The 20,574-nt window shown below is 46.6% G+C and carries 28 protein-coding genes and 1 tRNA gene; 19 read left to right on the forward strand and 10 right to left on the reverse strand.

From position 1 onward, the window contains the following. The first annotated feature begins 46 nt into the window (after positions 1–46). The 3 genes from H6F98_RS27565 to H6F98_RS27575 all read left to right on the forward strand — a co-directional run bounded on the left by H6F98_RS27565 (position 47) and on the right by H6F98_RS27575 (position 2,217). A complete protein-coding gene (locus tag H6F98_RS27565; protein WP_192221926.1) occupies positions 47–694 on the forward strand; it encodes an ABC transporter permease in 648 nt (215 codons plus the stop codon). A 503-nt stretch (positions 695–1,197) separates the two neighbouring features. Next, entirely contained in the window at positions 1,198–1,617 is a 420-nt protein-coding gene (locus H6F98_RS27570) for a hypothetical protein (protein ID WP_192221927.1), read from the forward strand. A gap of 357 nt (positions 1,618–1,974) precedes the next feature. After that, on the forward strand, positions 1,975–2,217 hold the full coding sequence (locus H6F98_RS27575) for a hypothetical protein (RefSeq protein WP_242058725.1): 243 nt from the start codon (positions 1,975–1,977) through the stop codon (positions 2,215–2,217). Between the two features lie 48 nt (positions 2,218–2,265). On the opposite strand, the gene H6F98_RS27580 is transcribed toward H6F98_RS27575, so the two are convergent. Beyond that, entirely contained in the window at positions 2,266–3,354 is a 1,089-nt protein-coding gene (locus H6F98_RS27580; protein ID WP_192221928.1) for a GDSL-type esterase/lipase family protein, read from the reverse strand. Between the two features lie 146 nt (positions 3,355–3,500). Here H6F98_RS27580 and H6F98_RS27585 point away from each other — a divergent pair, with 146 nt between their 5' ends. Beyond that, positions 3,501–4,175: a DUF2834 domain-containing protein gene (locus H6F98_RS27585; protein WP_192221929.1), complete on the forward strand. Its 675-nt coding sequence runs from the start codon at positions 3,501–3,503 to the stop codon at positions 4,173–4,175. A 24-nt stretch (positions 4,176–4,199) separates the two neighbouring features. Here H6F98_RS27585 and H6F98_RS27590 read toward each other — a convergent pair. From H6F98_RS27590 to H6F98_RS27630, 9 genes are all read right to left on the reverse strand, one after another. Continuing rightward, a tRNA-Gln gene (locus tag H6F98_RS27590) sits at positions 4,200–4,272 on the reverse strand. A gap of 312 nt (positions 4,273–4,584) precedes the next feature. Then, positions 4,585–6,306, reverse strand: coding sequence for a R3H domain-containing nucleic acid-binding protein (locus H6F98_RS27595; RefSeq protein WP_242058726.1), 1,722 nt, complete (start codon positions 6,304–6,306; stop codon positions 4,585–4,587). A 167-nt stretch (positions 6,307–6,473) separates the two neighbouring features. Beyond that, the gene (locus H6F98_RS27600; RefSeq protein ID WP_192221931.1) at positions 6,474–7,862 is read right to left on the reverse strand and encodes an LdpA C-terminal domain-containing domain; all 1,389 of its coding nucleotides are present in this window, start codon (positions 7,860–7,862) and stop codon (positions 6,474–6,476) included. Positions 7,863–8,140: 278 nt separating this feature from the next. Continuing rightward, a complete protein-coding gene (locus tag H6F98_RS27605) occupies positions 8,141–8,743 on the reverse strand; it encodes a VWA domain-containing protein (protein WP_192221932.1) in 603 nt (200 codons plus the stop codon). 197 nt (positions 8,744–8,940) lie between these two features. Then, complete coding sequence (locus H6F98_RS27610) at positions 8,941–9,546, reverse strand: VWA domain-containing protein (protein ID WP_192222036.1); 606 nt, start codon at positions 9,544–9,546, stop codon at positions 8,941–8,943. Positions 9,547–9,809: 263 nt separating this feature from the next. After that, positions 9,810–10,295: a salt stress protein, Slr1339 family gene (locus H6F98_RS27615; protein WP_192221933.1), complete on the reverse strand. Its 486-nt coding sequence runs from the start codon at positions 10,293–10,295 to the stop codon at positions 9,810–9,812. A gap of 29 nt (positions 10,296–10,324) precedes the next feature. Continuing rightward, the gene (locus tag H6F98_RS27620; protein WP_192221934.1) at positions 10,325–10,930 is read right to left on the reverse strand and encodes a VWA domain-containing protein; all 606 of its coding nucleotides are present in this window, start codon (positions 10,928–10,930) and stop codon (positions 10,325–10,327) included. 49 nt (positions 10,931–10,979) lie between these two features. Further along, on the reverse strand, positions 10,980–11,585 hold the full coding sequence (locus H6F98_RS27625; RefSeq protein ID WP_192221935.1) for a VWA domain-containing protein: 606 nt from the start codon (positions 11,583–11,585) through the stop codon (positions 10,980–10,982). Positions 11,586–11,732: 147 nt separating this feature from the next. Continuing rightward, positions 11,733–12,206 carry an NAD(P)H-quinone oxidoreductase subunit N gene (locus H6F98_RS27630; protein ID WP_192221936.1) on the reverse strand — a complete coding sequence of 158 codons (474 nt, stop codon included), beginning with the start codon at positions 12,204–12,206 and terminating at the stop codon, positions 11,733–11,735. Positions 12,207–12,821: 615 nt separating this feature from the next. Between H6F98_RS27630 and rplC the strand changes: the two genes are divergently transcribed. The 15 genes from rplC (at position 12,822) to rplF (ending at position 20,574) form a co-directional block, all read left to right on the forward strand. Continuing rightward, entirely contained in the window at positions 12,822–13,457 is a 636-nt protein-coding gene (gene rplC / locus H6F98_RS27635) for a 50S ribosomal protein L3 (protein WP_192221937.1), read from the forward strand. Between the two features lie 105 nt (positions 13,458–13,562). Further along, positions 13,563–14,195: a 50S ribosomal protein L4 gene (gene rplD, locus H6F98_RS27640; protein WP_192221938.1), complete on the forward strand. Its 633-nt coding sequence runs from the start codon at positions 13,563–13,565 to the stop codon at positions 14,193–14,195. Beyond that, positions 14,188–14,490, forward strand: coding sequence for a 50S ribosomal protein L23 (locus tag H6F98_RS27645; RefSeq protein ID WP_192221939.1), 303 nt, complete (start codon positions 14,188–14,190; stop codon positions 14,488–14,490). Before rplD ends, H6F98_RS27645 begins: the two co-directional genes overlap by 8 nt. A gap of 122 nt (positions 14,491–14,612) precedes the next feature. Beyond that, on the forward strand, positions 14,613–15,476 hold the full coding sequence (rplB, locus tag H6F98_RS27650; protein WP_192221940.1) for a 50S ribosomal protein L2: 864 nt from the start codon (positions 14,613–14,615) through the stop codon (positions 15,474–15,476). Between the two features lie 97 nt (positions 15,477–15,573). Further along, positions 15,574–15,852 carry a 30S ribosomal protein S19 gene (rpsS, locus tag H6F98_RS27655; protein ID WP_192221941.1) on the forward strand — a complete coding sequence of 93 codons (279 nt, stop codon included), beginning with the start codon at positions 15,574–15,576 and terminating at the stop codon, positions 15,850–15,852. A 48-nt stretch (positions 15,853–15,900) separates the two neighbouring features. Further along, entirely contained in the window at positions 15,901–16,266 is a 366-nt protein-coding gene (rplV, locus tag H6F98_RS27660; protein WP_192221942.1) for a 50S ribosomal protein L22, read from the forward strand. 66 nt (positions 16,267–16,332) lie between these two features. Next, positions 16,333–17,058 carry a 30S ribosomal protein S3 gene (rpsC, locus tag H6F98_RS27665; protein ID WP_192221943.1) on the forward strand — a complete coding sequence of 242 codons (726 nt, stop codon included), beginning with the start codon at positions 16,333–16,335 and terminating at the stop codon, positions 17,056–17,058. Between the two features lie 79 nt (positions 17,059–17,137). Then, positions 17,138–17,557, forward strand: a complete 420-nt coding sequence (rplP, locus tag H6F98_RS27670) for a 50S ribosomal protein L16 (protein WP_192221944.1) — start codon at positions 17,138–17,140, stop codon at positions 17,555–17,557. A 3-nt stretch (positions 17,558–17,560) separates the two neighbouring features. Further along, positions 17,561–17,815 (forward strand): 50S ribosomal protein L29, encoded by a 255-nt coding sequence (gene rpmC / locus H6F98_RS27675; RefSeq protein ID WP_192221945.1) that lies wholly within the window; start codon positions 17,561–17,563, stop codon positions 17,813–17,815. A gap of 5 nt (positions 17,816–17,820) precedes the next feature. Beyond that, on the forward strand, positions 17,821–18,072 hold the full coding sequence (rpsQ, locus tag H6F98_RS27680; protein ID WP_192221946.1) for a 30S ribosomal protein S17: 252 nt from the start codon (positions 17,821–17,823) through the stop codon (positions 18,070–18,072). Between the two features lie 86 nt (positions 18,073–18,158). Continuing rightward, positions 18,159–18,527 (forward strand): 50S ribosomal protein L14, encoded by a 369-nt coding sequence (rplN, locus tag H6F98_RS27685; protein ID WP_192221947.1) that lies wholly within the window; start codon positions 18,159–18,161, stop codon positions 18,525–18,527. Beyond that, complete coding sequence (gene rplX, locus H6F98_RS27690) at positions 18,527–18,886, forward strand: 50S ribosomal protein L24 (RefSeq protein WP_242058727.1); 360 nt, start codon at positions 18,527–18,529, stop codon at positions 18,884–18,886. The genes rplN and rplX overlap by 1 nt, the downstream gene beginning before the upstream one ends. A gap of 113 nt (positions 18,887–18,999) precedes the next feature. Continuing rightward, positions 19,000–19,545 carry a 50S ribosomal protein L5 gene (rplE, locus tag H6F98_RS27695; protein WP_192221948.1) on the forward strand — a complete coding sequence of 182 codons (546 nt, stop codon included), beginning with the start codon at positions 19,000–19,002 and terminating at the stop codon, positions 19,543–19,545. Between the two features lie 22 nt (positions 19,546–19,567). Further along, positions 19,568–19,969 (forward strand): 30S ribosomal protein S8, encoded by a 402-nt coding sequence (gene rpsH / locus H6F98_RS27700; RefSeq protein WP_192221949.1) that lies wholly within the window; start codon positions 19,568–19,570, stop codon positions 19,967–19,969. 65 nt (positions 19,970–20,034) lie between these two features. Next, positions 20,035–20,574, forward strand: a complete 540-nt coding sequence (gene rplF / locus H6F98_RS27705; protein ID WP_192221950.1) for a 50S ribosomal protein L6 — start codon at positions 20,035–20,037, stop codon at positions 20,572–20,574.

Here is a 20,574-nt window from a genome sequence, read left to right on the forward strand (position 1 = left end):
AGCTGAAAGCTGAAGGGTTACATTTATTGGCAAAAACTAGGCATTTATGGATGTATTCGCGAAAGCGCTGGAGTATGCGGCTAGCAATTCCGATAAACTGGCTGAGGCATTGTGGCAGCATTTGCTACTAGTGGCGGTACCGCTTGCGATTGGGTTGGGGCTAGGTTTACCACTAGGGCTTCTCAGTTCGCGATCGCGTACAGCCTCTACAGTATTAATTAATAGCTTTAATGCTTTGCGGGTCATTCCCAGCTTGGCAATTTTATTTGTCGCGATTCCTTATTTTGGTCTGACATTCACGTCTGCTGCGATCGCTCTTACGCTGCTAGTGATGCCCCCAATTCTCATTAGCACTGATGTTGCCTTTCGCAATATCGATCCAGCGATTCGAGAGGCAGCTAATGGGATGGGAATGTCACCCCAGCAAGTCTTGCAACAGGTGGAGATTCCCCTAGCCTTACCTGTAATCATTGCTGGTATCAAAACAGCGACAGTGGAAGTCATTGCCAGCGCTACACTCGCCGCTTTTATTGGTGCAGGAGGGTTAGGTAGCTTTATTGTGCTTGGCTTTTCGCTCTACGACAATGCCATTCTTCTCGTTGGGGCAATTCCTGTTGCCGTATTTGCACTGGTTGCTGAGGTAGGTTTGAGTGCAATACAACGTTCTCTAGAGCCTCCTGCGGCTAGAGCATAAGCATTTTCCTGAACTCCGGAAGCGCGATCGCCTTCTACCTCCTCAACTAGCAGAATCACCGTATCGCTGTCTTGTGAAACGCTGGGAAAGTCGGTCTTACTGATGCTCTAGTCTCTATTTTCTGGCGATGCAGTAACGCCTTCGGTGCCTTCTCTAACAAGAGTTCATTTTAGATTTCAATTTCAATTGCAAAACTCTAATTAGCCCTTACTACAAGGGCAACTGCATTAATAAGGAAAGAGATGTTCCTTCTCTGGTTTCACAGGCTGCGATCGCTTCCTCAATCCTTAAGGTAATCTCCCTTCAAATCAGAACCCACCTCAAGGAAGATGTCATGTTACTTAATATTTTTTTACTATTCACAGAGTTACTTAAAAAAGCCAGAAAATCGAAGCTAGCGTTAGCAAAACGCTGAGAGTCATTTAAAAAAACTTTTTAAGTACCGAAAAAGACAGTTAGTTTTAATTGTCTTTGACACCAAAAATAAGCAATGGAGAATTGATATGAATCGATTAATTTCTTGGGTTCAAAGTATCAAGCTAGGTCAGATAATCACTGTCTTCCTAGCAGCGATCGCCTTTTTCGTCATTCCTGCTTTCAGCTACAGTAGCTCTGTACAAGCTGGAACATTGATTGCTGAGGCAGATTCTTATACAGTAGACAAAGCTACTATCAAAAGGATTCAAGAGAGAGCTGAAGACCTCGGCGACCGTCCAGATAGACCAATTGGTGATACAGGATTAGAGAACATTAAAGAACTTGGCGAGAACATTCCAGAAACACTTGACCTGAATGCTCGCCAAGGATTCTTTGGTGGCGACCCCAATGACATGGACAAGAAAAACGCTGTAGATAAGGTTCAAGAGAGAGTTGGGGGAGCAGTCGAAGGTGCCAAGCGAGCTGTAAAAGACGCAGCGTCCTAATCGACAATAAACCTATTGCAATTCATACAGGCTCACAGATAGCCTTGGACTCAAGAGTCCAAGGCTATTGGTTTTTGTGGCTTAAGTTGAATATCACTGACTTTAAAGAATGAATTTAACCTCTGCTACCTCTCGATCAACCCTTGTGCAGGGGGTGTGGGGAGGCACTCCGTCCCCCACCGGAGATGAGAGTGAAGAGGGGGGGTTGGGGGAAAGCCACCCAAGCAGGGTTTTTCTACGAACGATTACTTTTCGCTTAAGTCAGTTTCAAAAGTTTACGCTTCTTAACACTATCCTCCAAAAATGTTTAACTTCATTGCAAAGCCATAAGTACCATAAGATAGCGTGATAACTTCTATGAGTGTTGATGACACCGTAGAGTTCGCAAAGGAGGACACCTTGGATTTGCATTCTGCTCAAGCCCCAAATAATTTCTTCCGTGAAGATATCAGTGAGTACGTGGCGCAGCTTCAGCTTCACATGGCGTTACAAGCCCGTAACTTAGTTCCTACCCTCACCAAAGCGGCAGATAGCCGAGAGCAGTTATTGGAGCAAACCCAAGCAACGATTGAAAAGCTTGTCTCACGGCAAGCCATCTAGGGAAACTAGAGATTAGGGATTAGAGATTAGGAAGAATCTGCATGAGTCCTAGTCACTAGTCCCCAATCCTTGAGCAATACCACCATTCCGATTTGCAACCATCACAGAGTCTGCATAGTTTAGCGCCTCTTGCCAAACCTGATAACCACGATGGCTCAAATGGATGCCATCTGTTGTTAAATCCTGTTGTAACTGACCTTGCTCATCGGCAAACAAGCTGTAGAGATTAAGAAAGCCTGTACCTTCTTGTTGAGCAATTGCAGCGATTTGTTGATTCAGGTTATAAATTCGCTGATTTGGAATAGCGCTTAAGCGTGTAGGAAGAATGGACTGTACAACGACTTGGGCTTGCGGGTGATTCGAGCGTAAGCGACGGACAATCTGACGTATGTTATCAAGAATTACGCGATCGCTAGCACCTTGACGCAAATCATTAGTCCCAGCCATCACATAAATTGTATTAGGACGAGTTTTAGCAAAGGCAGATAATCGCTTCAGGATTTGCCCAGAATTCTCGCCAGAGATACCTTGATTGAGCCATAGTTGACCGTAAGGCAGCGACTGTGAGGGAAACCACATCGAGAGCGAATCTCCCACCAAAATTGCGAGACGGTTGGAACCCTGCCCTTTGGCAACAGCTTTAGCTTCCTGTTCTAGTAGCAGTTTCCACTGTTCATGAGTGGGTTGTTGTAGTGGTGTCCCTGTACTTGTCCCCTTTGCCCACAAAGACTCAAAGCTATTAGAAGGCAAGCGAGTATAAAGCTTCCCGGCTTTCAGTGCCGCTACTCGTTGCAGATAGAGTTGACTCCCAGAGGTTGGAGTAATCATTGATTGAGGTGTTGATACAGCTTGCTGATTGCTTACCAGTGTTGTCGCCGCTTCAGCCGTGACAGGTTGTGAGGTAGCGCTTGTTCTAAGTATGGCTGGGCTTGGTCGTGACTGGCTGAATTCAGGAGAGTTTACTTCTACAATTGGGACAACTTTTTGAGCAGCAACAGCCTGCAATGTCTGAGTTGTGCTTGAGGCAAACAAGGCTGAGAGATTATCTAGCAAATTTGGAGGAAGCTTTATCGGCGGTGGGACTGTTATTGGCCCTGCTGTTAATAAACTTGCTGCCAGCAAACAAGGATCGCTCATTCTACCGCTCCATCACACTATCCTTTCCTTTTGACAGCGATTATTGGTAGCAGTCAGGAAACTTTGTACACAAAGTAGGTTTATTTAGACCAGCCTTTCCTAGAAAATCTGTAGGGTAATCGACTAGCTTGGCTTAGTTATCCTGTATGAGCAGAAAAATTGGATTTTGGTTACTTTGGCTTGGTGTTATCACTTATGCCTTTCTTCTTGCCCCTCCCAACCAACCTGAAACCCCAGAACTGATTAAAAATCTTTCCACAGGTAAGTGGGAAGGGATTAACCCGTTAATCATTGCCCTATTCAACATCATGGGTATCTGGCCGATGATTTATGGGGCATTGATGTTTATTGATGGCAGACAGCAGAAAATCCCTGCATGGCTCTTTGCCACAGTATCGTTTGGTGTAGGAGCGTTTGCCTTGTTGCCCTATCTGGCGCTACGCCAACCGAATCAGGAGTTTACTGGCTCTAAGGGCACCTTCCTAAAGGTGTTAGATTCTCGCTGGCTTGGTGTTGCCCTTACTTTAGGAACTTTGGGTTTGTTGAGCTTCGGGTTACTTAAAGGCAATTGGGGAGATTTTGCTCAGCAGTGGCAAACCAACCGCTTCATTCATGTCATGAGTTTGGATTTTTGCCTATTGTGCCTCTTGTTCCCAGCACTTCTAGGCGATGATATGGCACGACGTGGTTGGAAAAATTCCCAAGTATTTTGGGCGGTAGCGCTAGTACCTCTGGTTGGACCACTACTGTATCTTTGTCTACGCCCATCTCTCCCAGATTCTGGGGATGAGGTAGCGACTGGTAGTCAGCAGCCAGTTTAAGCACTGGAATAATTTCAATTTCAACTGGGGTGCTAGGATTCGAACCTAGGGAATGGCGGGACCAAAACCCGCTGCCTTACCACTTGGCTACACCCCATTGGCTTCACCTTGATGATTCTAGCAATTAATGCCCAAGGAATGTCAAGTTATTCGATGAGTTTTAGATAAATTTGGGTGAGCGGGAAGATTGGGAAGGGAAAAGTTCGTTAACTGTACAAATTGATATAGCGGTTTCCTGGCGAGATGAGGTACAGCTCAGGTGTCTGAAACCAAAAGAGAGCGAGGAAAACGAAAAAGCTGATAGCTGACGGCTTTCTGCTATAGAGGGCTTGCAACTTCAATTTCTGCAAGCCCTCTATTCAAAAACGTTACTTAGTTGTCTTATGTAGGGTTGAAGTGCCAAGCCAACTTAGGCAGGATAAATGCGTAAGCGCCGATTGGGTTCATCGCCGAAACTGTCAGACTTAAGGCGATAGTGTTCGACTAGCTCATGTTGCATCTTACGCACTTTTGGCGATCGCGGCAGCAATTCCACAGGTTGCCCTTTGGGAATCACGATTTGCTCAACCGCAAGACGGGCTTCCTCTAGTGCCTCAATTTCGTCTTCTGTGCCACTTTCGGTAAATAAGCGCAAGTCAGCCTCATCTGGCATACTAGGGTCGTCCATGTCCAACAGATGCCGCAAAGCGCGGGTAATCTGAGGGATGGTGCTGGCTTTTACCGCATGGATAGGTACCTGACGCGCTTTGGCAATTGAGCGAAGCTTGCCGTGATTTTTGACGTGCGATCGCAAACCCAGAACCGCATCTGCACTATCCATGTCTTTTGTCAAGACTACGGGCAAGTTTAGTACCCGGATGACTTGCTCCAATTGATGGCGGCTGACACCGTAAGGATAAACATGCAGTGGCAAATCCTCTCCATTTGGGCTTGGCATCCGCATCCCACTGCCCAACCCGTCTTGCTGTTGCCAAGATTGATCGAGCAACTGTTCAAAATAACGATTTTCAGAAGTCCGCTCTGGTGCCTGACGCGACAGTGGCTTCATCTGCCCGGATGAGCGCCAGCCATTTGGTCTTGTCATGGAAGAGGAGAGAACATTTCTGTTCGGTGGTGTTGCTACCGGAGCACTAGGAAACTCACGGGTAATCATCACCTTCCCAGTGTCATCTACCATTCTCACCTGTGGATTCGGTTGACGACTTCTGAGCAATTCATCAACAGTGTCAGAAACGCTCTCGTGGATTACCCAGCGCTGCCGCTCTAGCATTTCCACTGCAATTTCAAACGTTGGAGGTGCCTTACGCTCTAGAACGGTTTTCTGAGAGCCTCGGCGTCTCGCTTCATCATCTCCCAGCGTTACCGCCTGGATACCCCCAACTAAATCAGAGAGGGTAGGGTTTTTAATCAGGTTTTCAATTTGATTCCCGTGAGCCGTTCCCACTAACTGAACACCTCGCTCCGCAATGGTACGAGCAGCTAAGGCTTCGAGTTCTGTACCAATTTCATCAATCACGATGACTTCGGGCATATGGTTTTCCACCGCCTCAATCATCACCTGATGCTGAAGTTCCGGACGGGCGACTTGCATTCGTCTCGCTCTCCCAATCGCTGGGTGGGGAATGTCGCCATCACCCGCAATTTCATTGGAAGTATCAATAATCACGACTCGTTTGTGCAAATCATCAGCTAAGACTCTGGCAATTTCCCGCAAAGCCGTTGTTTTGCCAACACCCGGACGCCCCAGCATGAGAATTGACTGACCCGTTTCTACCAAGTCACGAATCATGCCAATCGTGCCAAAGATGGCTCGACCAACACGACAAGTTAAGCCAATAATTTCACCAGGGCGATTACGAATTGCACTAATCCGGTGCAGAGTTCGCTCAATTCCAGCCCGATTATCACCGCTGAAGTGTCCCACTCGCTCAACGCAATAATTCAACTGTTCCTGAGTGACGGGTATGTCGGAGAGATACTCCGCCTTGCCAGGAAAACGCACTTCTGGGAAGCGGCCAAGATCCATGACCACCTCAATCAAGCTGTCTCGCTGTGGGTGTTGCTCTACTGATGAGCGAATTTGCTCAGGCAAAATGTCTAGCAACTTTTGGAGGTCGTCTGTAATCTGCATCCTGTTTGAAATGAGGTTTTCGTCCACTACTGGCGCTTCTTGATTAGAAAACAGTTGTTGATCAGAGGGATTGATACTGTGGAAATTCACCATATGCTCGCATCAAAGACAGCGATCGCTGCTTTTGTCGGTGGGCTGGAAAATTTGTTTTTACTAAACTTTTTGGTTTAGTTAGGTAACGGTTGCGGCAGTTTTTTTCTGAACTTTAGCTGCGAAACGAGAGAATGGGCACTTGCCACCGCCTGCCAAAGCAATTCAGGTAAGGCTTCAAGGTGCCCGAAGGCAGGACTTTGATGTAAAACAAGATTTCTCTCAACGTCTTCGCCATTCAATTCTTCTAATTTGTCTAGAATCGGTGAAAGTAATACACGAGCGTAACTACCATAAGCAATACCTGCAACATAAGGTTGGCAGTGGGGAGCCGTGACTAAGGGCGAGGAAACCGTATCCGCCTTGAAGCAGGGAGAAACCGGGGAGAAGGGAATTTTTTCTGTTATGTCTCCCCATTCCCCATTCCCCATTCCCCACTCCTTAAGTAGTCCTGCTGCTTTGAGTTTTGCCACGGTATGGTTGTTGGTACCACCCGCTAGCTGTACATATCCCGGTAACCCCGCCGCAATGACTTTGTCAGAGAGTTTTACAGCGGCTCTTGTCGCGCCAGCACCAATATCGCCACTCATCGGACGACCATCAGTCTGCCAAACGAGGGCACAGGGTAGAGGTTTGATGAGTTCGTAAAGTGACCATAGGTACTCAATCAAACCGTCATCATCAGGACAGCTAATTGCTAAGAGCTTGAGCTTTTCGACCCACGGCGCGATCGCGTTCCACAGCCGTTGAAAATCTGCAAAATGCCCAACTTGTGTATGGATTTCCAGAGCATCAACACCACTTCGGAGAATTAGCGGTGCGATCGCTTCCGGAGCTGATACATAGGAGCGCGTATAAATTAGCTCACTAGGGCAAACGGGTAGGCAACGACCACAGCCGTAACACTGTTGGTCAATGACTCCAGAGAAATGCTGATCCGATTTTGGCTGTTGGATATCGGAAATTAGAGGGGTTTCCCTGTGAGCAATCTGTCTGCTGCCGATTTGGGGTTGAGACTTCGGGATTCGGGAACCCTCCTGTGCTCCCTTTTTCTCCTTCTTTCTCTCTGTGTGGTCACTAGCTTTTTGGAAAACGATAGCTTGTGCTGGGCAAATCTTTTCGCAGGGACGAGGGCAGTCTGCTGGACACAACTCTGGATTAAATTCAGCTTTGCGGAAATGTGGGTCTTCCCCATCATTCAAGCTCACCATTAGCCAGGGTCGGCTTCGGAATCCAAACCCTCGCACTTGAGCCACCTCACCTAGTTCACTGGCAACTTCTATGGCTTCTTTAGCCGCTGCAATTACCGCTGGGTCAGCTGCGACATCAATGCAATCAGCACCAGCGAGAGTGTAAGCCAAGGTGAGATTTCGGACAGCAGGGAGGTGTTGGAAGCTCGCTCCGCAGATGAGCTTAAACCAGTGACCCTCCCTTAGGGAATGCAAGGGATAGTACAGTTCAGTCACCCCTATATGCTAAATCGTTACTAAAAAAATTGGGAGGTAAATTTTACGACCTTAAGTGGCGAAAAGCCGTAGGGGTGACATCACTGGCTAGGTCTTTGATGAGTGCGATCGCCAATTTCCTTTACCCATATGTATAGATGTAGCGAATCCCCTCCAAGACTCACGCCAAATCTAGTGGTTGAGTCATTAAACATCTGCAAAAAAATAGCGAGAACATAGCGTCTCGCCAATGATTAAGTTTTTTTCATTTATCGACAAACTCGGATAAATTACCCCGTCTAATCGCTGATGGCATTGAGCAGCACTTCTGATAAGGTCACATCTGCCATGTCATCAATCGTGAGCGTGTCACAGATATCAAACTTTGCTCCAATACCTTGCAACTGATCATCCAATGCCTTGAGGAACTGACTTGCTGTAGCGTCGTTACCGACTTGAATCATTGAAATTGCCAGTTCTTCATCCCGTTCCATCTGACGTGATGCTTCAACAATCGCAACCATTACAGCTTTGCGGTCATCTGGCTCACCATCTGTGATCACCAAAATCGTCTCGCCACCTGGCTTGGTTTGCCCAGAGGCTTTGTGCTGAAAATATCGGTCAGTCGCATCTTTCAGCACAGCCGCAAGGTTTGTGGTCCCTGCTGGGTCATTTTCTTGAAAAATTTGTGCAACCTTACTAGAAGTCACATTGTCGTAGCGTTTGAAGCGGCTTGAAAATACATACACAGTAATGCCATCTGGGTCAAACTGTTCGCATTTTCTCGCCAATGCCAGGGTAGATTCCTGTGCGGCATCCCAACGACTTCTTCCACCCAATTGATCAGGAGTGGACATACTGCCGCTTTTGTCAATTATTAGTGTGTAATCTCGGTTTTGCACAGTAAAAGCCTCCTTCGAGGAAAAAAATCAAGGCAATAGGCTAACTTACTTCCTACAGTACTTGCCACTTAAGCAAGTCAAAACAAGCGTGGTAGCAAGACTCCTGATGCCTATCTGTAGGCAAATTAAATGTGGCATAGCTGACCATTGGTACTCGATTGTGCATACTTGAGGTAACCAATGGTCAAAGCTAGTTCTTAGTCATTGATGGCATTTAGCAACACTTCCGCCAAAGTCAGGTTCTCCATGTCATCCAGGGTAATTGTGTCAACAATATCAAATTTTGCTCCAGCTCCTTGGAGTTCATCATCCAATGCTTTGAGAAACCGAGTTGCTGTAGCATCACTACCAACCTGGATTAGCGAAATTGCTAGTTCTTCATCCCGATCCATATGCCGCGAGGCTTCAATGATCACTCGCATCACCGCTTTACGATCGTCCGGTTCCCCATCCGTTATAACCAAAATCGTTTCCCCATTTGGTTTTGTCTCCCCTGCTGCCTTGCGTTGAAAGTACTTGTCAGTCGCATCCTTCAGGACACTTGCAAGGTCAGTGGTACCCATTGGATCGTTTTCTTGAAAGATTTGGTTGACCTTATCGGAAGTTACATTGTCGTAACGTTTAAAACGACCAGAAAATAGATAAACAGTAATGCCATCCGGGTCAAACTGTTCACATTTTCGTGCCAATGCCAGGGTAGACTCTTGGGCTGTCTGCCAGCGGTTTCTTCCACCAGGTTGGTCTGGTGTTGACATACTGCCGCTTTTGTCAATGATTAGTGTGTAGTCGCGATCTTCCATAATTGAACCTCCCATTCAAAGAACAACCCCCTACAATCGTCAGCATTGCATTCCTGATCTAAGCCTATACGACTCTCCAACCAACCTGTCGGTTTCAATAGAGTGAGATACTCTTATGAACTATCAGTTCTTGCTAAATTGCTGTCATAGTTATCATCCTTGACGCTCCAATTTATGCAAGAAGCCTAATTTAGGAGAATTAAAAATAAAACGTCGATGCTGTTTGCGATCGGCTATCAGTTTTTTTCACTTCTAATGTTTGACGATTACCGATGAGTTTCTCGTAAAGCTTGCAGATAATCAATAGCTGCTTCTAGTTTGGAGGAATAGGAATAAGAAAAATCTTCAAACCACAGTCCTTCTTCTGAACGAGGATTGAGATTTTTTAGCCACTCTGTTGCTTCTTGAGTGAGTGCCTCCCGTTGCCTTTTCTTCCTCTGCTCAGCTCGATGTTGTTCTTCTCGAAGTTGTTGCTCTTTTCGGAGTTGTTCTTCTCTGAGTTGCTGCTGTTTTTGGAGTTCCTCAGCTTGCTGTTTTTCTTCAAACTCAGATTTAACCTGTGACAACAAACTGTCCTGGGCAGGAGATACCCAACTTTGTTGCAAAGGTTGAGATTGATAAGTCGGTGCAGCCGGTGGAGGCGATTTAAATTCTTCCTCGTTGAAGAGAGGCTTTTTCTTGGGTTTTATCCCTTGGTCTTGTTCCTGATACTCGGCTTTAACTTGTGCCAATAAATCATCTATAGATTCCATTGTTTGACCCTCAGTTAATAGAGATTCTCCTAATCAACAATTGCCTTGAGCAACACTTCCTTCAGGGTCATATTCTCCATATCATCGAAGGTAACTGTATCTACAATGTCAAACTTTGCACCAATCCCTCTCAGTTGATCGTCCAACGCCTTGAAAAACCTGGTAACTTTCGGATCAGATCCCACTTGAATGAAAGAAATAGCGAGTTCTTCAGCCCGCTCGATTCGCCCAGAAGCCCCAAGAATCGCGTCAGTTACACCCATCCGATTGTGTGGCTCTCCATCTGTAATCACTATGATTGTCTCTCCATTCGGCTTCGTCTGACCATCAGCTTTACGTTGAAAGTAGTTGTTGATGGCATCTTGCAAAACGTTGCCTAGATTGGAGCTACCCTGTAGTTCAACTTCCTGAAAAATTTGCTCAATCTTGTCAGAGGTCAAGTTTCTGTAGCGTTTAAAGCGGTGGGAAAATAAATAAACGGTGAGTCCATCTTGGTCAAATTTCTCGCACTGCCTTATGACGGCTAGAGTAGATTCCTGAATGGCAGCCCATCGACTCTTACCCCCTGGCTGGTCTAGGGTAGACATACTGCTACTTCGATCAATAATGAGCGTGTAGTCCCGATTTTTCAGCATATAGAGCCTCTCTCGATGAACTGCTAATTCTCTTGATACTTTTTTAAACCTAATCAGTGATGGCATTAAGTAAGACTTCTGACAAAGTCATGTCTTCCATGTCATCCATGGTTACTGTATCTACAATGTCAAACTTTGCCCCAGCACCTTGCAACTCATCATCTAAGATTTTGAGAAATTTAGTAGCTTGTGCATCTGTACCAACTTGAATGAAGGACAAGGCAAGTTCTTCATCCCGATCCATCCGTCGTGACGCTTCAATAATTACTTTCATGACGGCTTTGCGGTCGTCCGGCTCACCATCAGTCACTATTAAAATTGTCTCCCCGTTTGTCTTAGTTTGACCACTCGCCTTGCGCTGAAAATAGCTATTGGTTGCATCTAGCAGCACACTAGCTAAGTCAGTCCGTCCAGAAGGCTCATTTTCGCGAAAGATCTGCGGGACTTTATTAGAAGTGACGTTGTCGTAGCGTTTAAAGCGACCAGAAAACAAGTAAATCGTAATGCCATCTGGGTCGAGTTCTTCACATTTACTCGCCAATGCCAGGGTAGTTTCCTGCATAACTTCCCAGCGGCTTTTACTAGATGGCTGATCTCTAACGGACATACTGCCGCTTTTATCAATAATTAATGTGTAGTCACGCTGCTCTAGCAAAATAATTTACCCCCAATCTTCTCAGTCTGTCTCAAGGGTATCAAAACCTGAAATCTGAGCTAAGTCGCTTGGGGGTGATAAAGGCGGCAGTATAAGATGTTGAGCTAATTACACCAGCCTAAAAACTCGCCGCTGTAGTGGTAGATGTTAGGGAGTACCTGCTGACAAGAGTCCAGGTAACGCATTTTTAAGTGGTGTCCAACGGAAAGCGCGATCGCCTCCCATCTCCACAGCTATTTTCACTCGCGGTTCCTGTTTGGGCAATGTGGTTAAGTATTCCACTTCTTGCTGAGACAAAATCGAACCTTCAATAATCCAGAGTACTAGTCCTTTTGATTTAGGAGGCAGATTTTCTAATTGGTAGCCCACTACAGGCGGCAGATAATAAACTCGAATATCTTTCTTACCTAAATGAGGAGGACGAACACCGTGGACACCAGTTAGATAAGCGGCTAAGTCACCCAACCCTCTAGCGCTAAAGTTCAAGGTGGTATAGCCTGCTGCGCGCAACCGACGGCAGTAGCGCCCTTCAAATCCTCCTTCTAAGGGCACATACATTGCCAATGCGCCCGACTGCTCTATGTCGCGGATGAATGAGCTGCCTGTTGTAATAAGTGCCATCTCTACCTCCGATTCCGCCTTAAGTTTTATAAACTATCGTTAGCAGTTTATTATAGATGATGGGCAGATTACGCCCTTCAATCCCTCAACTGCGATCAATTTGCTGAAAGTAAAGTGACTCACTAGACAAAGACAGGAAAATTATTGTATAGTTTAAAATTGTGATAAAACGAAGGTTGCGTGGAAGCAACTGAGGTCAGGATACGCTCTGGTCTTTGAACCACAAGTTCAAAACTGGGAAGTCCTTACAGGCGTTATTTGTTCTACCTAACGGTAAAGGCAAATACCCTTAACGTAAGAGAATTTGCAAGGTTCTTTGACTGACAGCTTCTATACTTAGACCTAACTTGAACTTTCGCCACGTTAAGGATACTGGGGCTATTAAGACTTAAGTCCTGACGAGTTAAGGCGACAGGGTTAGTTAGTACTAACCCGTTAAAGCGGTTCGCACAATCTAGCTCTTAAAGATTGCAGGGCTACCAAAGGGCATATTTTTTTCTTCGGCTGAAGAGATTGCTGTCTGGAGGTTATATTGACAAGTTTGTGAGGTAGCGCGGATTCACTGAATACCGCTAGTTACTCTCACTGTAATGACTATATAAGAAGGAGAAACCTGTGTCTGTCGGTATCCTCGGCACAAAACTCGGCATGACCCAAGTGTTCGATGACGAAGGAAGAGCGCTTCCTGTCACTATCGTCCAAGCCGGTCCATGCACTGTGACACAAATCAAAACCAAGCAAACGGATGGCTACACGGCTGTTCAAGTTGGTTATCAAGAAGTCAAGCCCAAGGCACTGTCTAAGCCTGAAATGGGGCACTTTGCCAAATCCAGTGCGCCAGCACTGCGACACCTACGCGAGTATCGTTTGGATGATACGAGTGAATTTGAATTGGGTCAGGCAGTCAACGCGAGCCTGTTCAGTAATGGTCAAATCGTTGATGTCAGTGGAACAAGTATCGGTCGTGGGTTCGCTGGTTATCAGAAACGTCACAACTTTAAGCGGGGACCGATGGCGCATGGTTCCAAAAATCACCGCCAGCCTGGTTCGACTGGAGCCGGAACAACGCCTGGTCGCACGTTTCCTGGTAAGAGAATGGCTGGTCGATTGGGCGGCGATCGCGTCACGATTCGCAAGCTTGAGGTAGTGCGTGTAGATGCAGATCGTAACTTGCTTCTGATTAAAGGCGCAGTTCCTGGCAAGCCTGGGGCGCTTTTGAGCATCACCCCGGCTAAACAGGTTGGTCGATAGTCACGGCTCAAGGTTCAGCGTTCATGGCAATGAATCCGCAATGTGAACCATGGACAAAAAGAGAAATGACTAGGACTAAGGACTAAGGACTAAGGACGTAAAGTTATGGTTGATTGTGTAGTGCGGAACTGGCAAGGGGAAGAGGTTGGACAGGCAACCTTAGACTTGCGAGTTGCAAAAGAAGAGAGCGCCGCTCACATTGTTCACCGAGCGATGGTGCGGCAAATGACGAATTCTCGTCAAGGAACTGTCTCTACCAAAACTCGTGCAGAAGTGAGTGGAGGTGGACGCAAACCTTGGCGGCAAAAAGGAACAGGTCGGGCGCGTGCGGGTTCGATTCGTTCCCCCCTATGGCGGGGTGGTGGTGTGATCTTTGGACCTAAACCCAGAGATTTCAACATCAAAATGAACCGCAAAGAACGCCGACTGGCTCTAAGAACAGCGTTTCAGAGCCGTACTGAAGATTTAATTGTGGTTGAGGATTTTGCTGCCCAACTGCCACGACCAAAGACTAAAGAACTGATAGGAGCGTTCGCACGGTGGGGCATCACCGCAGAATCAAAAGTACTTTTAATTCTGCCTGAAGTAGAAGAAATGGTTTATTTGTCAGCGCGTAATCTTTCAACGGTTAAGTTGATCTCGGCAACCAGTTTGAATGTCTATGACATCCTTAACGCTGACAAAATCGTGACAACTAACACTGCCCTTGCCAAAATTCAGGAGGTTTACAGTGAGTAAGTACGACCCCCGCAACCTTGCTGATTTAGTGCTTCGCCCGATTGTTACAGAAAAGGCAACCCTGCTTTTAGAGCAGAATAAATATGTCTTTGAAGTAATTCTCAAAGCCACCAAACCAGAAATCAAAGCGGCGATTGAAAGCCTATTTGATGTCAATGTTACCAGCGTCAATACCCTCCGTCCACCACGCAAAAAGCGCCGAGTCGGCAAATTTGTCGGTTACAAGCCGCAATACAAACGTGCAGTTGTGACCTTAAAGACAGGAGACTCGATTACCCTGTTCCCAGAAGTATAGGACTGGGGTAGCGGACTTGGGAAAGTACCAAGTATGAGGCTCTAATCGCTTTCATCCCAATCCCTAATCACTACTGCCCAATTAGCAAGCCCCAGAGATAAAGCAAGTAAAGGATATTCGTTATGGGCATCCGTTCTTATCGACCATATACTCCTGGTACTCGTCAGGGTACTATCTCAGATTTTGCCGAGATTACGCGCAGTGAACCGGAAAAATCTTTAACACAGTCTAATCATCGCGTCAAGGGTCGTAACAATCGCGGCGTGATTACTAGTCGTCGTCGTGGTGGCGGTCACAAGCGTCTATATCGAGTGATTGACTTTCGCCGTGATAAGCACAATATCCCAGGCAAAGTTGCTGCTATCGAGTACGACCCCAATCGGAATGCCCGAATCGCACTGATTTACTATCAGGACGGAGAAAAACGCTATATTCTTCATCCCGATAAGTTAGCAGTAGGTACAACAATTCTGTCCGGACCCGAAGCACCTATAGAAGTTGGAAACGCTTTACCTTTAAGAAGTATTCCTCTAGGAACGAGCGTTCATAATGTTGAACTGAGACCGGGGCGAGGCGGGCAAATTGTTCGTGCGGCTGGAGCAACTGCTCAAGTTGTTGCAAAAGAAGGCAATTATGTAACGCTCAAGCTTCCCTCTAGTGAAGTCCGAATGGTGCGTCGGGAGTGTTACGCAACCATTGGACAAGTGGGCAACATTGAGGATAGAAACATTAGTTTGGGCAAAGCTGGTCGCAATCGCCATAGAGGACGCCGCCCAGAGGTTCGAGGAAGTGTCATGAACCCGGTGGATCACCCACATGGCGGTGGTGAAGGAAGAGCGCCTATCGGGAGATCTGGACCCGTGACACCTTGGGGCAAACCAGCCTTGGGCGCAAAAACTCGCAAGCCCAAGAAGCAAAGCAGTTCTTTAATTGTCCGGCGTCGGCGGAAAACCTCGAAGCGCGGACGTGGTGGTCGTCAGTCATAGAAGAGAAAGTTGTTAGTTTTTAGTGTTTAGACGGTTATCCTCACTAAAAACTAACAACTAACAGCTAACAACCAGGTAAAAAGTAGGTACGTTCATTATGGGTCGTTCTTTAAAAAAAGGTCCTTTTGTCGCTGATAGTCTTCTCACTAAGATTGAAGTTCTTAATGCCAAAGGTGAAAAACAGGTTATCAAAACCTGGTCACGAGCCTCGACAATTTTGCCCCAGATGATTGGTCACACGATCGCAGTTCATAACGGACGAACCCATGTCCCAATTTTTATCAACGAGCAAATGGTGGGGCATAAGCTTGGAGAATTTGCGCCAACTCGCACATTTCGTGGACATGCTAAAGGCGACCGGAGGGCTGGTCGTTAGAAGGTTTGAGCGGTCATTCCCTCACAGCTTTTTAGAGCGAATAAAACTATGGCAATAGATACTACAGCAGAAACAAAAGCGATCGCTCGCTACATCCGAATGTCTCCCTTTAAAGTGAGGCGAGTTCTTGATCAAATTCGAGGGCGTTCCTATCGGGAAGCCCTGATTATTCTAGAATTTATGCCTTACCGAGCTTGTGATCCCGTCTTGAAAGTCTTACGCTCCGCTGTAGCAAACGCTGAGCATAATGCTGGTCTTGACCCAGCGGGATTGGTCATCACTCAAGCTTATGCTGATATGGGACCCAGCTTAAAGCGTTTTCGACCAAGAGCGCAAGGTCGTGCTTACCAAATTCGTAAGCCAACATGCCATATCACAGTGGCTGTTTCTCCCCAAGTTGATGCAAAGTCATGAGTCAGTAGCGATACAAGTGACAACTAACGATTAACAACTGGCAACTGACAAGGAAAGGAAAGATTCGTGGGACAAAAAATTCATCCAATTGGTTTACGACTGGGTATCACCCAAGAGCATCGCTCTCGCTGGTTTGCAGACACCAAGCGGTATCCAGAAGTATTACAAGAAGACCACAAAATTCGTCAATACGTTCAGGAAAAACTCAACAACGCTGGGATTTCAGAAATCCGGATTGAACGCAAAGCTGACCAAATTGACTTAGAAATTCATACCGCTCGACCTGGCGTTGTCGTCGGTCGTGGCGGTAGTGGAATTGATAACTTGCGCGTTGGTCTTCAGCAAGCGTTGGGCAGTAATCGTCAAATTCGCATCAATGTCATTGAAGTCGCACGAGTAGATGCCGATGCCGAATTGATTGCTGAGTACATTGCACAACAACTAGAGCGAAGGGTTTCCTTCCGGCGGGTAGTGCGTCAAGCCATTCAACGAGCGCAACGCGCTGATGTTCAGGGCATTAAAATTCAGGTAAGTGGTCGGTTAAATGGAGCAGAAATCGCTCGAACCGAGTGGACTCGCGAAGGACGGGTACCTCTGCATACCCTCCGAGCCAACATTGACTACTCCTACCGCACAGCTAAAACAATTTACGGAATTTTAGGCGTAAAAGTTTGGGTCTTTAAAGGAGAAATCATTCCCGGACAAGAAGAACAGCCGACTCCTGCAGCGGCTCAACCTCGTCGTCGTCAACAACGGCGTCGTCAGCAATTTGAAGATCGCTCAAATGAGTAGTTATGAGTTGTTGATTGTTAGTTATTGATCATCTTTAACAAGCAACAAACAACAAACAACAAACAACAAACAACGAACCATGTTAAGTCCTAGAAGAACAAAATTCCGTAAACAGCAGCGCGGACGAATGTCCGGTGTAGCCACTCGTGGTAGTACGTTGAACTTTGGTGACTTCGCTCTGCAAGCAACAGAACCCTCCTGGATTACAGCACGACAAATTGAAGCGGGTCGTCGAGCGATGACTCGCTACATCCGCCGGGGTGGCAAAATCTGGATTCGTGTTTTCCCGGATAAACCCGTGACGCAGCGTGCCGCTGAAACCCGGATGGGTTCAGGTAAAGGTAATCCAGAATTTTGGGTTGCCGTTGTAAAACCGGGTCGAATCCTCTACGAAATTGCCGGAGTTTCCGAAGAAATTGCCCGTGAGGCGATGCGTCTCGCTTCTAATAAGTTGCCCATTAAAACGAAGTTCATTACCCGTGAAGGGGAACAGGTATAAGTCATGCCTCTGCCCAAGATTGAAGATGCCAGAAGTTTAAGTGATCAGGAACTGGCTGATGCAATTCTCGCTGCAAAGCGCGAACTGTTTGACTTGCGGATGCAACAAGCCACCCGACGTTTGGAAAAGTCGCATCTGTTTAAGCACACTCGACACCGCATTTCCCAGTTGATGACCGTTGAACGGGAGCGTCAACTTGCTGCGGCGGCTGAACCGTCAGCGACTGAAGTCCCACAACCTGATGCACAAGAGGAGTAACCCCAATGGCAGTTAAAGAACGAGTGGGTCTGGTTGTCAGCGACAAAATGACTAAAACCGTTGTTGTCGCTGTAGAAAATCGGACTGCCCACCCCAAATACGGGAAAATCGTAGTCCGTACAAAGCGCTACAAAGCTCACGATGAGGAAAATCAGTGCAAAGAGGGCGATCGCGTTCGGATTCGCGAAACCCGACCCTTAAGCCGTACCAAACGCTGGACGGTTGCTGAAATCCTCAGCAAGGCAACTCAAGCCTAAGCGTAGTTGTTAGTTTTTAGTTTTTGGAGAACTAACAACACACCAGCTAACAACTAACAACTAACAACTAAAAAGGAGGTTCACCCATGATTCAACAAGAAACTTACCTGAATGTCGCTGACAACAGCGGGGCACGAAAATTGATGTGCATTCGCGTGTTAGGCGCAGGAAACCGTCGCTATGGCGGTGTAGGTGATGTGATCATTGCCGTGGTGAAGGATGCAATCCCAAACATGGCAGTCAAAAAGTCAGACGTTGTAAGGGCTGTAATTGTTCGTACCCGCAAAGGGCTACGCCGAGACAGCGGTATGAGTATTCGCTTTGACGACAATGCTGCCGTCATCATCAACGCTGACGGAAACCCACGGGGAACCCGTGTTTTTGGACCTGTAGCGCGAGAATTGCGCGACAAAAACTTCACGAAAATTGTTTCCCTCGCTCCGGAGGTACTCTGATGGCAAGTAAACTGATGGGCGCGAAGAATACTTCAGTGCGCTACAAAATGCATGTTAAAAAGGGCGACACCGTTCAGGTGATTGCTGGTCGAGATAAAGGCAAAGTTGGAGAAATTTTGCAGACGTTACCAAGGAAAAGCGCGGTAATTGTCAAAGGGGTTAACATCAAAACTAAGCATGTCAAGCCTCAGCAGGAAGGTGAAACAGGTCAAATTGTCACCGTCGAGGCTCCCATCCACAGCTCCAACGTCATGCTTTACTCCAATAAGCAAAAGGTTGCCAGCCGTATCTGCTACACCTTTAACGATCAGGGTCGTAAGGTGCGGATGCTAAAAAAAACGGGTGAAATTATCGACTAATTAGCCATTTGTTATTTGTCAATTGATTTAGTAGTGAGCCAACCGACAACTAACGACTGACACGGATAAAACATATTTCCCTGACTAAGCCCAGGGGTGAAAAGGACAAAAATATGGCAGACCGACTGAAGACTCTCTATCAAGAAACGATAGTCCCAAAACTTAAAGAGCAGTTTGGATATGAAAATATCCATCAAGTTCCCCAAGTTATAAAAGTTACGGTTAACAGAGGATTAGGGGAAGCCTCTCAGAATGCCAAGGCATTGGAATCGTCTTTGAATGAATTGGCAATCATTACAGGTCAAAAACCTGTGGTAACACGAGCCAGAAAAGCGATCGCGGGTTTTAAAATTCGAGAAGGAATGCCTGTTGGTGTCATGGTTACCCTCCGTTCAAGGCGTATGTACTCGTTTCTTGATCGATTAATTAACCTAGCTCTACCAAGAATTCGTGACTTTCGTGGTGTTAGTCCTAAAAGCTTCGATGGTCGTGGTAACTATACCCTTGGTGTTCGAGAGCAACTCATCTTTCCAGAGGTAGAGTACGACAGCGTTGATCAGATTCGAGGCATGGATATTTCAATTATCACAACAGCACACACCGACGAAGAAGGTCGAGCCTTACTCAAAGAGATGGGTATGCCTTTCCGGGAGAACTAAGCTGTAAGCATAGGAAACAAAAATGGCGGCAAACGACACAATTGCAGATATGCTAACTCGCATTCGGAATGCGTGCTTAGTGCAGCAACAAACGACGAATGTACCAGCAACAAGAATGACCCGCAGTATTGCCAAAGTACTCAAAGACGAAGGCTTTATTGCTGATTTTGAAGAAACAGGGGAAGGTATTAAAAAATACTTAGTGGTTTCCCTAAAATACAAAGGCAAAAACCGCCAGCCCATTATCACAGCTCTGAAGCGTGTTAGTAAACCGGGCTTGAGGGTTTATTCCAACCGCCAAGAGTTACCAAGGGTACTAGGGGGTATTGGCATTGCTATTATCTCCACTTCCAGTGGCATCATGACCGACCGAGAAGCACGACGTCAAGGAATTGGTGGCGAAGTGCTGTGCTACGTGTGGTAATCGTTACGGTTCATAGCAGCAATAGGCAATGAACAACTAGCAACTGACAAAGGACAATCGCAGTCATGTCTCGTATTGGCAAGCGCATCATAGACATTCCCAGCAAAGTAACCGTGAAGATTGACGGTCAACATGTTGCTGTTAAAGGTCCTAAAGGAGAACTGGATCGAGTTCTGCCAGAGCAAGTAACAGTCGAGCAAGAAGGTGAGACAATACGGGTATTACGTCGGGATGAGTCTCGAATAGCTCGTCAGCGCCATGGACTGTCTCGCACTTTGGTCGCCAACATGGTTGAAGGGGTTTCCAACGGTTTTGAAAAGCGGTTGCAAATCCAAGGCGTTGGTTATCGAGCGCAAGTTCAAGGTCGCAACCTGATTCTAAACGTCGGTTATAGCAAACCCGTTGAAATTGTCCCTCCTGAAGGTATTCAACTGGCAGTAGAAGGCAACACTAACGTGATTGTTAGTGGGATCAACAAAGAAATCGTGGGTAATACAGCCGCCCGCATTCGTGCTGTCCGCCCACCGGAAGTTTACAAAGGCAAAGGCATTCGTTATGCCGGTGAAGTAGTTAGACGTAAAGCAGGTAAAGCAGGTAAGAAGTAA

The organism is Microcoleus sp. FACHB-SPT15 (assembly GCF_014849525.1).
Taxonomy (GTDB): domain Bacteria; phylum Cyanobacteriota; class Cyanobacteriia; order Cyanobacteriales; family Coleofasciculaceae; genus Symplocastrum; species Symplocastrum torsivum.

What these genes read in the sequence shown, in the direction of transcription:
- H6F98_RS27565 (WP_192221926.1), top strand. Translation starts at nt 47, where the DNA reads ATGGATGTATTCGCGAAAGCGCTGGAGTATGCGGCTAGCAATTCCGAT.
- H6F98_RS27570 (WP_192221927.1), top strand. Translation starts at nt 1,198, where the DNA reads ATGAATCGATTAATTTCTTGGGTTCAAAGTATCAAGCTAGGTCAGATA.
- H6F98_RS27575 (WP_242058725.1), top strand. Translation starts at nt 1,975, where the DNA reads ATGAGTGTTGATGACACCGTAGAGTTCGCAAAGGAGGACACCTTGGAT.
- H6F98_RS27580 (WP_192221928.1), bottom strand. Translation starts at nt 3,354, where the DNA reads ATGAGCGATCCTTGTTTGCTGGCAGCAAGTTTATTAACAGCAGGGCCA.
- H6F98_RS27585 (WP_192221929.1), top strand. Translation starts at nt 3,501, where the DNA reads ATGAGCAGAAAAATTGGATTTTGGTTACTTTGGCTTGGTGTTATCACT.
- H6F98_RS27595 (WP_242058726.1), bottom strand. Translation starts at nt 6,306, where the DNA reads ATGCAGATTACAGACGACCTCCAAAAGTTGCTAGACATTTTGCCTGAG.
- H6F98_RS27615 (WP_192221933.1), bottom strand. Translation starts at nt 10,295, where the DNA reads ATGGAATCTATAGATGATTTATTGGCACAAGTTAAAGCCGAGTATCAG.
- H6F98_RS27620 (WP_192221934.1), bottom strand. Translation starts at nt 10,930, where the DNA reads ATGCTGAAAAATCGGGACTACACGCTCATTATTGATCGAAGTAGCAGT.
- H6F98_RS27630 (WP_192221936.1), bottom strand. Translation starts at nt 12,206, where the DNA reads ATGGCACTTATTACAACAGGCAGCTCATTCATCCGCGACATAGAGCAG.
- rplD (WP_192221938.1), top strand. Translation starts at nt 13,563, where the DNA reads ATGGTTGATTGTGTAGTGCGGAACTGGCAAGGGGAAGAGGTTGGACAG.
- rplB (WP_192221940.1), top strand. Translation starts at nt 14,613, where the DNA reads ATGGGCATCCGTTCTTATCGACCATATACTCCTGGTACTCGTCAGGGT.
- rpsS (WP_192221941.1), top strand. Translation starts at nt 15,574, where the DNA reads ATGGGTCGTTCTTTAAAAAAAGGTCCTTTTGTCGCTGATAGTCTTCTC.
- rplV (WP_192221942.1), top strand. Translation starts at nt 15,901, where the DNA reads ATGGCAATAGATACTACAGCAGAAACAAAAGCGATCGCTCGCTACATC.
- rplP (WP_192221944.1), top strand. Translation starts at nt 17,138, where the DNA reads ATGTTAAGTCCTAGAAGAACAAAATTCCGTAAACAGCAGCGCGGACGA.
- rpmC (WP_192221945.1), top strand. Translation starts at nt 17,561, where the DNA reads ATGCCTCTGCCCAAGATTGAAGATGCCAGAAGTTTAAGTGATCAGGAA.
- rpsQ (WP_192221946.1), top strand. Translation starts at nt 17,821, where the DNA reads ATGGCAGTTAAAGAACGAGTGGGTCTGGTTGTCAGCGACAAAATGACT.
- rplN (WP_192221947.1), top strand. Translation starts at nt 18,159, where the DNA reads ATGATTCAACAAGAAACTTACCTGAATGTCGCTGACAACAGCGGGGCA.
- rplX (WP_242058727.1), top strand. Translation starts at nt 18,527, where the DNA reads ATGGCAAGTAAACTGATGGGCGCGAAGAATACTTCAGTGCGCTACAAA.
- rplE (WP_192221948.1), top strand. Translation starts at nt 19,000, where the DNA reads ATGGCAGACCGACTGAAGACTCTCTATCAAGAAACGATAGTCCCAAAA.
- rpsH (WP_192221949.1), top strand. Translation starts at nt 19,568, where the DNA reads ATGGCGGCAAACGACACAATTGCAGATATGCTAACTCGCATTCGGAAT.
- rplF (WP_192221950.1), top strand. Translation starts at nt 20,035, where the DNA reads ATGTCTCGTATTGGCAAGCGCATCATAGACATTCCCAGCAAAGTAACC.